Origin of the sequence: Pseudomonas fluorescens (genome assembly GCF_902497785.1) — a bacterium.
Lineage (GTDB): Bacteria > Pseudomonadota > Gammaproteobacteria > Pseudomonadales > Pseudomonadaceae > Aquipseudomonas > Aquipseudomonas fluorescens_BO.
In genome coordinates this window covers 302,267-314,888 of sequence record NZ_CABVHK010000001.1, presented here as the reverse complement: position 1 = coordinate 314,888, position 12,622 = coordinate 302,267, and the positions used below count along the sequence as shown (strand labels likewise).

The 12,622-nt window shown below is 59.3% G+C and carries 13 protein-coding genes; 6 read left to right on the top strand and 7 right to left on the bottom strand.

Features of this window, described 5'->3' with window-relative positions; all coding sequences use genetic code 11:
• Positions 1-731: 731 nt before the first annotated feature.
• On the top strand, positions 732-962 hold the full coding sequence (locus tag F8N62_RS01530) for a hypothetical protein (protein ID WP_150709290.1): 231 nt from the start codon (positions 732-734) through the stop codon (positions 960-962).
• A gap of 131 nt (positions 963-1,093) precedes the next feature.
• The gene (locus F8N62_RS01525) at positions 1,094-1,333 is read left to right on the top strand and encodes a DUF2789 domain-containing protein (protein ID WP_054052826.1); all 240 of its coding nucleotides are present in this window, start codon (positions 1,094-1,096) and stop codon (positions 1,331-1,333) included.
• Here the strand turns inward: F8N62_RS01525 and F8N62_RS01520 are convergent, their stop codons facing one another.
• The 3 genes from F8N62_RS01520 to F8N62_RS01500 all read right to left on the bottom strand — a co-directional run bounded on the left by F8N62_RS01520 (position 1,334) and on the right by F8N62_RS01500 (position 4,533).
• Complete coding sequence (locus F8N62_RS01520; RefSeq protein ID WP_150709289.1) at positions 1,334-1,537, bottom strand: hypothetical protein; 204 nt, start codon at positions 1,535-1,537, stop codon at positions 1,334-1,336. It abuts the gene before it with no gap.
• Positions 1,538-2,278: 741 nt separating this feature from the next.
• Complete coding sequence (locus F8N62_RS01505) at positions 2,279-3,502, bottom strand: methyl-accepting chemotaxis protein (RefSeq protein WP_412071962.1); 1,224 nt, start codon at positions 3,500-3,502, stop codon at positions 2,279-2,281.
• Positions 3,503-4,128: 626 nt separating this feature from the next.
• Positions 4,129-4,533: a TraR/DksA family transcriptional regulator gene (locus F8N62_RS01500; protein ID WP_007907888.1), complete on the bottom strand. Its 405-nt coding sequence runs from the start codon at positions 4,531-4,533 to the stop codon at positions 4,129-4,131.
• Between the two features lie 371 nt (positions 4,534-4,904).
• Here F8N62_RS01500 and F8N62_RS01495 point away from each other — a divergent pair, with 371 nt between their 5' ends.
• Positions 4,905-5,516, top strand: coding sequence for a glutathione S-transferase (locus tag F8N62_RS01495; protein WP_150709287.1), 612 nt, complete (start codon positions 4,905-4,907; stop codon positions 5,514-5,516).
• 158 nt (positions 5,517-5,674) lie between these two features.
• Here F8N62_RS01495 and F8N62_RS01490 read toward each other — a convergent pair whose 3' ends face one another.
• A complete protein-coding gene (locus F8N62_RS01490) occupies positions 5,675-6,613 on the bottom strand; it encodes a hypothetical protein (protein ID WP_150709286.1) in 939 nt (312 codons plus the stop codon).
• 322 nt (positions 6,614-6,935) lie between these two features.
• On the opposite strand from F8N62_RS01490, the gene F8N62_RS01485 reads away from it, so the two are divergent.
• Together F8N62_RS01485 and F8N62_RS01480 are read left to right on the top strand one after the other, a co-directional pair.
• A complete protein-coding gene (locus F8N62_RS01485; RefSeq protein WP_150709285.1) occupies positions 6,936-7,619 on the top strand; it encodes a response regulator transcription factor in 684 nt (227 codons plus the stop codon).
• The gene (locus F8N62_RS01480; protein ID WP_150709284.1) at positions 7,597-9,003 is read left to right on the top strand and encodes a sensor histidine kinase; all 1,407 of its coding nucleotides are present in this window, start codon (positions 7,597-7,599) and stop codon (positions 9,001-9,003) included. Before F8N62_RS01485 ends, F8N62_RS01480 begins: the two co-directional genes overlap by 23 nt.
• A gap of 109 nt (positions 9,004-9,112) precedes the next feature.
• Here the strand turns inward: F8N62_RS01480 and F8N62_RS01475 are convergent, their stop codons facing one another.
• The 3 genes from F8N62_RS01475 to F8N62_RS01465 are packed head-to-tail and all read right to left on the bottom strand — an operon-like array spanning position 9,113 to position 11,396.
• Entirely contained in the window at positions 9,113-9,523 is a 411-nt protein-coding gene (locus F8N62_RS01475; RefSeq protein WP_150709283.1) for an SRPBCC family protein, read from the bottom strand.
• A 27-nt stretch (positions 9,524-9,550) separates the two neighbouring features.
• Complete coding sequence (locus F8N62_RS01470) at positions 9,551-10,348, bottom strand: SDR family NAD(P)-dependent oxidoreductase (RefSeq protein ID WP_150709282.1); 798 nt, start codon at positions 10,346-10,348, stop codon at positions 9,551-9,553.
• The gene (locus tag F8N62_RS01465) at positions 10,338-11,396 is read right to left on the bottom strand and encodes an aldo/keto reductase (protein ID WP_150709281.1); all 1,059 of its coding nucleotides are present in this window, start codon (positions 11,394-11,396) and stop codon (positions 10,338-10,340) included. Before F8N62_RS01465 ends, F8N62_RS01470 begins: the two co-directional genes overlap by 11 nt.
• A gap of 117 nt (positions 11,397-11,513) precedes the next feature.
• On the opposite strand from F8N62_RS01465, the gene F8N62_RS01460 reads away from it, so the two are divergent.
• Positions 11,514-12,413: a LysR substrate-binding domain-containing protein gene (locus F8N62_RS01460; RefSeq protein ID WP_150709280.1), complete on the top strand. Its 900-nt coding sequence runs from the start codon at positions 11,514-11,516 to the stop codon at positions 12,411-12,413.
• The last annotated feature ends 209 nt before the right edge of the window (positions 12,414-12,622 follow it).

The following is a 12,622-nucleotide window of genomic DNA, read 5'->3' as shown; positions in this document are numbered from 1 at the left end:
GTGTCGCCAAATGACCCGGGTGGTAATCCTGAACAAGCAGAGGGGCTCATTCATCGCGAGGCGCAGGAAGACTAATGGAAAGTCTGACGCGTCGTCTTGCCTGGTATTCGTCAGGGCTTGAAGGAAAACGCCCTCCTGACGGCCAGAAAAAAGCGGACTACCTACCTTAGGGAAAAAACTCTCAAAAAAAAGCACTTTTCCGACATATCGCCCGCAAGAAATTGCTTTAGATGAACATCTATCACCCAACGGCCTTGGTGATTCTAGAGCAGCGATGCTCACCGAGACTACCCAAAACGACGTACACACGTCGGCAAATCCATGAAAAGGACTTCATATGTGCACCCTGACACACTTCGCACCTCACACACGCCAGCCGTCGCCACTGCTGCCGACGATGTTCCGGCCCACCGATTTCGAACCCGCAGAGCCAGCCCCGCCGCGTTTTCAGGTGTTACTGGCCGGCAATTGCTTCTTTCATATCAAAGAAATTTCGACGGGCCATGTAAGAGGTTTCCGCAGCAACCATAACGAAGCCTGCGCGCTCGCCCGTGCGCTTGAATCACGCGCCTGAACGATCCGGTTTGCACCTTCCCATAGACGTTTCGTCATGCCGACGACTTAACTCAGCCGTCGGCATGCAACTACTGCCATACTGCCGAACCCATGAAACCCGATCCCAGGCCGGACGGCGCTCATCACAACAAATATTTCCAAGGGAAGGCTGCTACGTGACGGAATTTGATATCGGTGAATTTTTTATCCGGGGCGAAGCCAGAGAAGTCGAAGGCGAATTCCAGGCGGTCATCATCATGCGCGCCAAACCGCCGCTGACCACGGTGACCTATCACCAGGTCGAGAAAGACCGCTGGTTCAAAACCTCGGACGTCGCCGCCGTCGCCGCACGTGAAGCAGCCCAGGCCTTGAAGCTTGCCGTCGATCAAGGTGCATTGAAAGCCTGATCAGCCGGTTCGCAGTCTATGCTCATTCCTGCTTTCGAACATCGCTATCGAACTCCTGAAGCGCGGCTCCCTCAGATGCTATGCAGCCGCACCTCAGATCTCGCACCCGCGCGACCAGCAAGGAGATGAAGATGGATTCACCTACGCACGACTTGAAAGGCTTGTTCGACCAGCTTGGCCTGGACTCCAGCGAAAAAGCCATCGACGATTTCATCGCCAGCCATTCCCCGCTTCCCGACGATAAAAAACTCATCGACGCCGAGTTCTGGACGCCGCAGCAAGCCGGCTTCCTGAAAGAGCAATTGCGTGAAGACGCTGATTGGGCGCGGGTGGTTGACGACCTCAATTTGCGTATGCACCAGGTTCATTGATCAATGCAGGCTGTCGGGTGCTTCGGCACTTAATTGCGCCAACCAGGCAGCCCTGCACTCCTCCGCTTCATCGCGACTGGAGAATGCCGTCCCCCGGCGTTCTCCGTTCAGTAACACCACCCAGCACACACTGCGCCCCAGCGCGCGCAAATTGGCGGGTACTCCGGTGCCGATCATCACCGCGACATCGACTTTGCTCTGCATGCTGACCTCTTGATTTCATTAGCCTGCTAACTATGTAGGTATGGTAATGAGATCAGCGGCGAGGAAACAGCGACTGTGGTGCACAGATTAATTGCTGGAAACGCAATAATGGTGAAGCCTTTGGGTTGGGTTTAGGTGCATACCCGTTGTTGCTCGCCGCAACAGCATCCGCCGCGACCTGCGAGCCTACATGGACATCAAGCGGGCGCGTTTCGCTGATCTGACCGTGCACAACCTCTGGGCTGAGCAAATTCCCTGTGGGAGCGAGCTTGCTCGCGATAGCGGTGTGTCAGCCGACATTGATGTTGGGTGATAAATAGCCATCGCGAGCAAGCTCGCTCCCACAGGGGATTGTTGTCGGCCATGGCATTGGTGTGAGCGCCGATGGTGCTGATCGAACTCACCGCCAGGTCGGCTATCAGGCCGCCTCGGTTTAGATTTTGATTTTGATCCTGAGCGCCCCATAAAACCACGCTGGCCGAACGCAGGTATTGCGCAGCGGGGAAACCGGCAAGGATGCCGGTTTAGCCGCGCTGGGCCAGGGACGGCCCTTCGCGGCGACCCGCGGAGCAATGCCGGAGTGAGGGCACACCGAGCCAGAGCGAGGTGCCGAGTGGTGGGGCAAGAGCCCTTGGTTACTTGGGGCTCTTCCAAGTGACTCGCCGTAAGGGCGAAACCAATATCCGCCATCACCCAATAACGGATATTCACGCAACCCCCAACCCCCAACCCCCAAACCAATCAGCGAGGATCCTCAGGCTTATACCCCAACCGCAAACCACCCCAATGCCGCCCCTTGACTATGATCGGCACCGAAAGGTCATGCATCAATTCCCCAGTATCGCGCGTGTAAGTCTGCAACAGCACCGCCTGCTGATGGCTCCCACAACGAATCCCGGTCCGGTCGGCAAACTTGCGTTTGGTGCGGTTCTGCAGCGTATCAACCTGCGCATCCCCCGTCAGTGGCTGGCTGAACACCTTGTTATGAGTCGGCACATACCCCTGCTGAGTACAAGCGATGGCAAACACCAACCCTTCATGGCGTGGCAACAACGGTTCCTGAATCGCCGGCAATACCTGATCGGTGTAGCGATCAAAACGCGTCTGAAACCTGGCCGGGCTGGTGTCCGGAATCGCCTGGTAATTGCGATCAAACAAGTCATCGAGGCTGACACGCCCCTCGGCAATATCCGCCTCGAAACGCGCAGAAATCTGACTCGCACCTTCACGGGCCAGGTCGTAGATCCGCTGGTGATAATCATCCAGCCCGACCTCTGCGAGACGTTCACTGATGGTTTCCGCCTGACCTTCCATTTGCACAGCCGCCTGGGCCAGACGCTGGGTCTGTTGATCGCTGATCGCCAAATCGCTGCGCATTTGCTCGATGGCGTGGAACAGGCTGTCGAGTTGCTCGCGATTGGTATCGGCGCCCCTGGCGATTTCGCCGACCTGGCTCTCGACGCTGGCCGCCAGGCGTGCAATGTTTTCCAGGTGCTGACCGGTGTGTTCGACCTGCGTGACACCCACGTCAAGGTCGCTGGACAACTGGCGTATTTGTTCCACCACTTGCGCGGTGCGGTGCTGGATGTCGGCGACCATCTCGCCGACTTCACCGGTGGCCGTCGCCGTTCGCGCGGCCAGCCCGCGAACCTCATCCGCGACCACCGCAAAACCACGGCCGTGCTCACCGGCCCGGGCCGCTTCGATCGCCGCGTTCAACGCCAGCAAATTGGTCTGGCTGGCAATCGACTGAATCACCAACGTGACTCGCTGGATATCGTCGCTGCGCAGGCTCAGGGCCTCAATCAATTCACGGCTGTTGCTCGCGCGCAGGCTGAGCTGATGCATGCGGCTGATCGACTCGCTCAACTCCGTGCGCCCTGCCGCGCTGCTCTGATGCGCTTCGCTGGCGGCACCGAGGGCGGCGCGACTGAGGGTCGACGTGGCCTGCTCGGTGGCAATCATCACTTCGGCGTTGCTGACAATTTGCGCCGCAGCGCCGAGTTGCGATTGCAGTTTATCGGCCAGTTGCTTGACCGAAAAAGCCACGCCGGCGGCGGACAGTGCATTGTGACTGGTGGTGTAGGAAAGATCGCGAGTCAGCTCGGCAATCGCGGCGGCGCTGTCGACGATGGCGGCTTCAGGAATGGCGCGGGTACGCAGGCGAGGCAGCCAGATGATGCAGACGGCCAATGGCAGGCCGACATAAAGCGACCAGCCGCCGAGCGTCATGCCGCACAACACAAGCGTCAGCGCGATGCTTTGCAGCGTGGGCGTCAGCCAAAGGTTTTTCGGTAAAAGCACGGGAGCAGGCACTGCTCCGACCAGCGATCCATCTCGCGTCATTTCGTCACCCCACGCACTTCTAATTGTTGTCCCGGCATTAAACGCCACTACATGGCCATTATCCATGGTCCATTAGTAGTGGGTGTGCAGTGGATCAATAGAAGCTTGCAGGATTTTTTGCGGACGGCCGAAAGCAAAGATCGCAGCCTTCGGCAGCTCCTACAGGTTACGCGAACCTTTGTAGGAGCTGCCGAAGGCTGCGATCTTTTCAGGCAACCCACATCAAATGGGGTTGCCTCGCAGAATCAGGCCTGACGCTGGTGCTTGTCGATCTGTTCGTGACGCTCTTGCGCTTCGATGCAGTATTTGGTGGTCGGGCTGATCAGCAGGCGTTTCAGGCCAATGGCCTCGCCGCTGTCGTCGCACCAGCCAAAGCTGTCTTCTTTGATGCGTTCCAGTGCCTGTTCCAACTGAGGCAGCATGCGCTGATCGCGGTCGATTGCATTCACCAACCAAGTGCGCTCTTCCTCGACGGAAGCCGCGTCAGCCGGATCGGCCGGGGTGTCCAGGCTCTCGATGGCGATGCGATTCTGTTCGATGCGCTCGTGGGTTTCGACTTTCATGTTCTGCAACAGCTCAGAGAAAAAAGCATGTTGCTCGGCATTCATGTAGTCATCCGCCGGCATGGCCAGCAACTTGTCCTTTGTCATTGATATCTCTATAAAAAAACGTGCATTAAGGCGAATTAGGGAGCGTTCCGGCGGACCTCGCAGGGCCATCGGAACGGCGCCGTTTATTCCAAGCGCCACCCGGCACTCAATTTACGAGGGGCGGCAGTCTAAGGCCGACTTGAGGCCCCAGCAACTGAAAAGTCAGCGAATTCGTCCGACAAAGCACCGAAAGTGCTCTATGTCAGTCTTTGTGGTGTTTATCGGAGTGCGTTTATAGCAAGAAATTCAACTGAGCGGCTGTATATAGAAGACAAACGGCCTCGGCACCGGAGTTATCGACTGCATTTGCAGGAAGGTGAGCCTCAGCTAAGGTTGTCTGTCCTCAACGGGCTATCTGAAGGAGCGGTTCAATGAAGCTGATCGGCATGCTGGATTCACCCTACGTGCGACGCGTCGCCATTTCTGCCAAATGCCTGGGCATCGACCTCGATCACCAATCGGTTTCCGTGTTTCGCCACTTCGAGCAGTTCCAGCAGATCAACTCGGTGGTCAAGGCGCCGACGCTGGTGCTCGAGGACGGTGAGGTGTTGATCGACTCAACGCTGATCATCGACTACCTGGAAGCATTGGCCGGACCGGGTAAAAGCCTGATGCCCGGCGAGCTGGATCAACGCCTGCGCTCGCTACGCCTGATCGGCCTGGCACTGGCAGCGTGTGAGAAGTCCGTGCAGCTCTATTACGAACGCAACCTGCGTCCGGCGGAGATTCAATACGAGCCTTGGGTGGAACGGGTCGAGGGGCAACTGGCGGCGGCTTATTCGGCGCTGGAGCGGGAATTGGAACTGCAACCGCTGAAGACTGACGGCTCGATCGCTCAGGACGGGATCACGCTGGCGGTGGCCTGGAGTTTTAGCAAACTGGTAGTACCTGAGCAGGTTGATACCGAGCGGTTTCCGCAGATCAGCGCGTTCACGGCGTATGCCGAGGGGCTTGCAGCGTTTGTAAGTACACCGATCGAATAAAACATCCGATTAAATGCCCCTTCAAAAAAAAACCGCTTCTACCAGAGGCAGAAGCGGCAGAGGCATTAGCCTCACGTGAATAGGGCGATCAGGATAATGATCGGGATAGGGATGCCGAGAAATAACAGCAGTAATGAGCGCATGAGGATTCTCCTGAATTAGCGGACAGGTGTTTGTGTTTGGGTCACGTAGGTGTCGGTTTCCAGATACTCCACGGCATCCCGACGACGACCGCCGAAGGTTGCGGCAAGGCTGGCGAAGAACGCACCGATCAACAGCGCGATAAACATCCACAACGCGGTCCAGGCAGCAACTTTGGCGGCGGTATCGGCAGCCTGTTTAGCGGCCAGTTTGGCGTCGGCAACGGCTTTCTGGGTGCGGGCGTAGACTTCATCGACACGACGTTCGGCGTCCGCCTGACTCAGGTTGGTCCGTTGGGCAACCATTTGCGCGAGGTAGGTGCGGTCTTCTGCAGCCAGTTGACCTTCGTTGCTCAGCGAGCGCACGAAGATGCGGGTGACGGTGCTGCGGGCAGCGTCATCACTGACAGCGGCCGGACTATCAGCGCGGAACAGACTGTCGACGAAATAGCCGTACTGGTCGCCGTCGGTATTACCGGCTGCAGTGCCAGCCGCTTGAGTCGCAGCACTTGCAGCGCCGCCGACCACGTTTGCACCGGCCTGAACACCGCCGCTGACAATACTGCTGACCGAGCCGACGACCAGCGTCGCAGTCACCAGTGTCGCGACGCACCAGGCGAGGAAGCCGTGGGCGGTATCGCGGAAGTAGACTTCATCGCCATGCATGTTGGCCCATTTGACCCGCAGACGACCGGCGATGTATCCGCCCAGTCCGGAAGCAACAATTTGCGTCGCGGCCAGCCAGATAATGGTTGAAATGCCCAGGCCCTTGGCGCTGACGCCCTCATTGGCCCAAGGGGATACTGCCGAAAAGCCCAACCCGAAACCGAGCAATACCAGGATCAGCGACAACGCCGCCGCAGCAGCGGCCCCGGCGAATATCGCGCCCCAGGAAACGCCCGACTGCGCGCTTGACTCCTCTGAGACAGGATAGAAACCATCAGGGGATCTATTCATTATTGTGTCGCTCCAGGCAGGAAAGATAATGTTACAACTCGTCAGATGAACAATTGCAGTCAGCGTGCCAGTCGCTGCTTTTAGATAAGTCGTTAAATTTCAACAGCTTATAAATTTTGAACTTCCGAAAATCATGCAAATTGCAACAAGCAGCCAATATCAGCGGGTTTTATGCATGCGTTGGAGGTAAAAAGATCGCAGCCTTCGGCAGCTCCTACGCAGGCACAGATCTGGTGCTGAAAATGAAGTTTTATTTAAAAAGCCCGCGGCCATTTATTGGCAAAATGCAGCGCACCATTGCGAACAACTGACCAGGCCTCCTATGCCCCGCATTTTGACCATCGAAGACGACGCCGTGACCGCCCGGGAAATCGTCGCGGAATTGAGCAGCCACGGCCTCGACGTGGACTGGGTCGACAACGGCCGCGAAGGACTGGAGCGCGCAGTCAGTGGCAACTACGACCTGATCACCCTCGACCGCATGCTGCCCGAGCTCGATGGTCTGGCGATCGTCACCACCCTGCGGACCATGGGCGTGGCGACGCCGATTCTGATGATCAGCGCCCTCTCCGATGTCGATGAACGCGTGCGCGGTTTGCGTGCCGGCGGTGACGACTACCTGACCAAACCCTTCGCCACCGATGAAATGGCCGCGCGCGTCGAAGTGCTGCTGCGCCGGCAGAACACCGTGACCGCCCAGGCCACCACGCTGCGGGTGGCGGACCTGGAGCTGAACCTGATCAGCCATGAAGCGAGCCGCGACGGCAAGTTGCTGACGCTGTTGCCCACCGAATACAAGCTGCTGGAATTCCTCATGCGCAACACCGGGCAGATCCTGTCGCGGATGATGATTTTCGAGGAGGTCTGGGGTTACCACTTCGACCCCGGCACCAACCTGATCGACGTGCACATCGGCCGCCTGCGCAAGAAAATCGACCCGCCCGGTAATGTCCCGTTGATCCGCACCGTGCGAGGCTCGGGCTATGTCATTGCCGAACCCCTCTAAAGGCTGGCGTTCTTCCAGTAGCCGGTTGCTGGCGCTCTACAGTTCGTTGTTCGTGCTCTGGAGCGGGATTCTCATGGGGGTCATGTACTACGAGGTGTCCGCTTACCTCGACAACCTGGCCAAGCATTCGCTGATGCAACGTCAGCATTTGTTCTCGCGGTTTTCCGGCGAACAACTGGTGGACGCCCTCGCCGTCAGCATGACCTTCGACATTCGCGGTCTCGACGCCTACGGCCTGTTCGATGCCGAGCAGCGCTACCTCAGCGGCGCTCTGCGGCACATACCCGCTGGCCTGCCGCTGGACGGCAAGATTCACATGCTCAGCGATTGCGCCGACACCGACGATCCGACCTTGCCCAGCGACAGTTGCGACGCCGTGGCGACCCAGACCGATGATGGGCGCTGGCTGATATTGCTCCGCGACAACGGTTCGCTGTTCGCCGTGACGCGGATCATTCTCCACGCGCTGCTCTGGGGCATGAGCCTGACCATTTTGCCCGGCATCATTGGCTGGCATCTGTTGCGGCGCCGCCCGCTGCGGCGCATTCGCGGGATTCAGGCCAGTGCCGAAGCCATTGTCGCCGGCGACCTCACTCGGCGTTTGCCACTGTCCAATCGCCGTGACGAACTGGACATGCTCGCCGCCATCGTCAACGCCATGCTCGAACGCATCGAACGCTTGATGAACGAGGTCAAGGGCGTGTGCGACAACATTGCCCATGACTTGCGCACCCCGCTGACCCGCTTGCGCGCGCAGTTGTACCGCATGCAGCAACAGGCGGGCGAAGGGTCCCAGGAAGCCTCGCAACTGGATTCAGTGCTCGCCGAAGCCGACACCTTGATGGCGCGCTTTCGCGGGTTGCTGCGCATTAGCGAGCTGGAAGACCGGCAGCGGCGTTCCGGTTTTGTACTGCTCGATCCGGTGCCGCTGTTGCAGGAATTGCACGACTTCTATCTGCCGCTGGCCGAGGAAGGCGAGTTGACGTTTGAGCTGCAACTGCCTGAAACCCTGCCGCCGCTGAATGGCGATCGGGCCCTATTGTTTGAGGCAGTGGCAAACCTGTTGAGCAACTCGATCAAATTCACACCGCCCGGTGGGCAGGTGATTTTGCGCGGGATCAATGAAGGTGGGCATACGCGGATCGAAGTACTCGACTCCGGCCCCGGCATTGCGCTGGCGGAACGCGAGGCGGTGTTTCAGCGCTTCTATCGTGCGGAGGGTGGGAATCAGCAAAGCGGGTTCGGGCTGGGGCTATCGATCGTTGCGGCGATTGCCGGTTTGCACGGGTTCACCCTTGAAGTCGCTGATAGCGAGTTGGGTGGTGCGCAGTTGGTGCTCGATTGTCGGCAGAGCGTAATGCCCGATCTCCAAAACACAGACTAACCCTGTGGGAGCGAGCTTGCTCGCGATGGCGGAGTGTCAGACAACAACTTTTTGCCTGTAAGACCGCTATCGCGAGCAAGCTCGCTCCCACAGTGGGTTCGTGGTGTGTTTAGGTTGGGTAGTTGGCCCGCAGCGCTTCGAGGCCGCCCTGATAAATCCCGCCAAACAACGCCACCACTTCTTCCTCACTCACCCCGACCGGCGCGAACTCTCCCGACCACGTTACCCGGGCACCGTCGCCCTGCGCCTCCACGCGAATCATCGCCAGGTAATCGGTCGCCGGAAACGGCGCCTGCACTATCGTGTAGCTGTACGTCTTCGCCGCGTCATCAAACGTCTGAAGCCGCTCAACCACTGCCGCGCCGTCCGCCGTCTGCAGACTGCGTACGCGCCCGCCTTCGCTCAGCTCGCTGTGGGTGATAATCGGCAGCCAGTTCGGCAGCGAGTTAAAGCCGCCAATCAATTGCCATACTTCTTCGGTGGACGCCGGAATATCAATAAACGCTGATGCAGTTGCCATGTAATGCTCTCTCTCAATCAGAAATGTTCAGATCGCCATGCTGTCGACAACACCGCCGTCAACCCGCAGCGCCGCGCCCGTGGTGGCCGACGACAGCGGCGAGGCGATGTAGGCCACCAGATTCGCCACCTCCTCGACATCCGCCACGCGCTGGATGATCGACGTCGGCCTCGCCTTGCGCACGAACGCGTCAGCTTCTTCACGGACGCTGCGTCCCGATTCGGCCGTGGCGTCCTTGAGCATGTGTTCCAGGCCATCGGTCAGGGTCGGGCCGGGCAAAATCGCATTCACCGTCACGCCGGTGCCCGCCAGCCGTTTGGCCAGGCCATGAGACACCGCGAGGTTAGCGCTTTTGGTGACGCCATAGTTGAGCATGTCGGCAGGAATGGCGATGCCGGATTCCGAAGACAGGAAGATCACCCGCCCCCAGCCTTGCTTGACCATGTCCGGCACGTAATGCCGCGAAAGGCGCACACCGGAGATCACGTTGACTTCGTAGAACCGCGTCCATTCGCTGTCCGGCGTGTCGAAAAAATCCACCTCGCTGAAGATGCCTAGGTTGTTGACCAGGATGTCGGCGCGCGGCTCGGCGGCGAACAACTGCTCCGCGCCTTCGGCAGTGCCCAGGTCCGCAGTCAAACCGCGCAACTGCGCGCCCGGAACGCTCTGGCGAATGCTCGCCAGCGCTTGTTCGACCTTGGCGGCTTCGCGGCCGATCACCACCACGGTGGCGCCGGACTCGGCCAGTGCCTTGCTGATGCCCAAACCAATGCCGGCGGTGCTGCCGCTGACGATGGCGAGGTTTCCAGTCAGATCAATCTTCATTTTCACCACCTTTGTAGGAGCTGCCGAAGGCTGCGATCTTTTGACCTGGCAACGGCGCCCGCTCAGAAATTAAATCAGCCTCACGCAGCGCACGCCAAAAATCTCCTGGAATAACCGCCGACAACGCAGCCACATCCTCAGCGATCCGATCCGGACGGCTGGACCCGGGAATCACCGCCGCGACAGCAGGGTTAGCCAGGGAGAACTGCAATGCAGCCGCTTTAATGTCAACACCGTGAGCCGCAGCAATGCGCTTGATCTGCTCGACTTTATGAATGATCGCCGGGCTCGCCTTCTGATATTCAAAGTGCGCACCACCCGCCAGAATCCCCGAGCTGTAGGGACCGCCAACCACGATTTCGACGTTCTGAGCCAGCGCGGCGTCCATCAAACGCTGCAAGGCACGGTCGTGATCGAGCAACGTGTAGCGCCCCGCCAACAGAAAACCGTCGGGCTGGGCTTCGGTCAGATCCAGCGTCAACTCGCACGGCTCGACCTTGTTCACACCCAAACCCCAGCCCTTGATCACGCCTTCTTCGCGTAGACGGGTCAGCACTTTGAAGGCGCCAGTGCGGGCCTGATTGAAGTACTCCAGCCACTGATCGCCGTAGAAATCCTGCGCGATGTCATGCACCCAAACGATGTCCAGACGATCGGTTTGCAGGCGCTTGAGGCTGTCTTCGATCGAGCGCATCGTTGCATCGGCGCTGTAGTCGTTGACGATCTTGTTCGGGCGGCCGTGTTCGAACACCCCGCTCTTCTCGCCCAGATCACGGGCCGCCGCGTCTTCGACTTCATCGAGAATCACCCGGCCGACCTTGCTGCTCAGCACATAGTCGTCACGCTTGTAATCGGCCAGCGCGGCGCCGAGGCGGATTTCCGACAGGCCTGAGCCGTAAAACGGCGCGGTGTCGAAATAACGAACGCCCGCCTCCCACGCGGCGTGAACGGTGGCCAGCGCCTCTTCTTCCGGAATGGCGCGGAACATGTTGCCCAACGGCGCGGTACCGAAACCCAGCGCGCCGGGCAGTTTGTCTTTCAAGCTCATGAATAAATCCTCTTGGCGTCAGTGGTCAGCTCAACTGACCGATGAGCCCATCCTAGGTTGCCGGGATCGGACCGTCCAAGACATAATCAGCAGCACTTGAGTCCCTATAGGTCTGACATGATCGACATCCGCCAATTGCGCTACTTCGTGGCCGTCGCCGAAGAAGAACACGTCGGTCGCGCTGCCGAGCGCCTGCACATTTCTCAATCACCGCTGAGCCGGCAGATTGCACAGCTCGAAGAACGCCTGGGCCTGACCCTGTTCGAGCGCAGCCAGCAACGGATTCGCCTGACCCGCGACGGCCAGACGTTTCTCGCTGAAACCCGCGCCCTGCTGACCCACGCCAACCGCCTCGAATCCCTCGGCAAACGCCTCGGTCGCGGCGAAGAAGGCGGCTTGTGCATTGGCTACATCGAGAACGCGATGCATGCCGGCGTGCTGCCCAATGCCCTTCGCGTGCTGCGAGTCGACCGGCCGAATGTGCACGTCGCGCTGTACAACCTGAGCTCCGCCGAACAACTCGAAGGCCTGCGTCAGCGTAGTCTCGATATCGCCCTGGTCAGTGAACCGCCCGTCGCCGACGATCCGGATCTGCTGGGTTTTCAGGTGCTGGACGACCCGATGCTGCTAGCCCTGCCCGAGCACCATCGCCTCGCCGACCAAGCGACACTGAGCCCGGCAGACCTCGCCGATCAGGAATGGATCGGCGTGCAACACCGTCAGAATTGCGCAAGCCGCGACGACTTCATCAGCGCCTGCATCCGCGCCGGTTTCACCCCGGACATTCGCATGGAAGCCACCGAACCCTTCACCGCTTTGGGGCTGGTGGCGTCGGGGCTGGGGATTGCGATGGTTCAGAAAGGCCTGAGCCGCAATGCGCCGCCGGGCGTGGTGCTGCGGGAAGTGCCGTGGATCTCCTTCACCACACCGCTGTGGGCGGCGTGGCATCGGGTCAATTTGCGGCCGTTGGTGGAGACGTTCAGGAAGGTGCTGACAGAGCCCGGTTCGGCCGTTTAGAGAATCATCAGCGGCGAAACGCAGTACCTGTGGGAGCGAGCCTGCTCGCGAAAGCGGTGGTTCAGTGAACTGTGATGTTGACTGACACACCGCTTTCGCGAGCAGGCTCGCTCCCACAGTTAGATTGGGGTTAAACAGTGCTTGAGGGGGTATGTTTAAAAGCGCTGCAAGTAACTTGATGAAAGCTACAGCGTCTTGCGTAACGGCCT

Bases quoted from the DNA above. Each gene is read 5' to 3' on its own strand.
- F8N62_RS01525 (WP_054052826.1), top strand. From the start codon at position 1,094: ATGGATTCACCTACGCACGACTTGAAAGGCTTGTTCGACCAGCTTGGC.
- F8N62_RS01520 (WP_150709289.1), bottom strand. From the start codon at position 1,537: ATGCAGAGCAAAGTCGATGTCGCGGTGATGATCGGCACCGGAGTACCC.
- F8N62_RS01505 (WP_412071962.1), bottom strand. From the start codon at position 3,502: ATGATTGCCACCGAGCAGGCCACGTCGACCCTCAGTCGCGCCGCCCTC.
- F8N62_RS01500 (WP_007907888.1), bottom strand. From the start codon at position 4,533: ATGACAAAGGACAAGTTGCTGGCCATGCCGGCGGATGACTACATGAAT.
- F8N62_RS01495 (WP_150709287.1), top strand. From the start codon at position 4,905: ATGAAGCTGATCGGCATGCTGGATTCACCCTACGTGCGACGCGTCGCC.
- F8N62_RS01490 (WP_150709286.1), bottom strand. From the start codon at position 6,613: ATGAATAGATCCCCTGATGGTTTCTATCCTGTCTCAGAGGAGTCAAGC.
- F8N62_RS01485 (WP_150709285.1), top strand. From the start codon at position 6,936: ATGCCCCGCATTTTGACCATCGAAGACGACGCCGTGACCGCCCGGGAA.
- F8N62_RS01480 (WP_150709284.1), top strand. From the start codon at position 7,597: ATGTCATTGCCGAACCCCTCTAAAGGCTGGCGTTCTTCCAGTAGCCGG.
- F8N62_RS01475 (WP_150709283.1), bottom strand. From the start codon at position 9,523: ATGGCAACTGCATCAGCGTTTATTGATATTCCGGCGTCCACCGAAGAA.
- F8N62_RS01470 (WP_150709282.1), bottom strand. From the start codon at position 10,348: ATGAAGATTGATCTGACTGGAAACCTCGCCATCGTCAGCGGCAGCACC.
- F8N62_RS01465 (WP_150709281.1), bottom strand. From the start codon at position 11,396: ATGAGCTTGAAAGACAAACTGCCCGGCGCGCTGGGTTTCGGTACCGCG.
- F8N62_RS01460 (WP_150709280.1), top strand. From the start codon at position 11,514: ATGATCGACATCCGCCAATTGCGCTACTTCGTGGCCGTCGCCGAAGAA.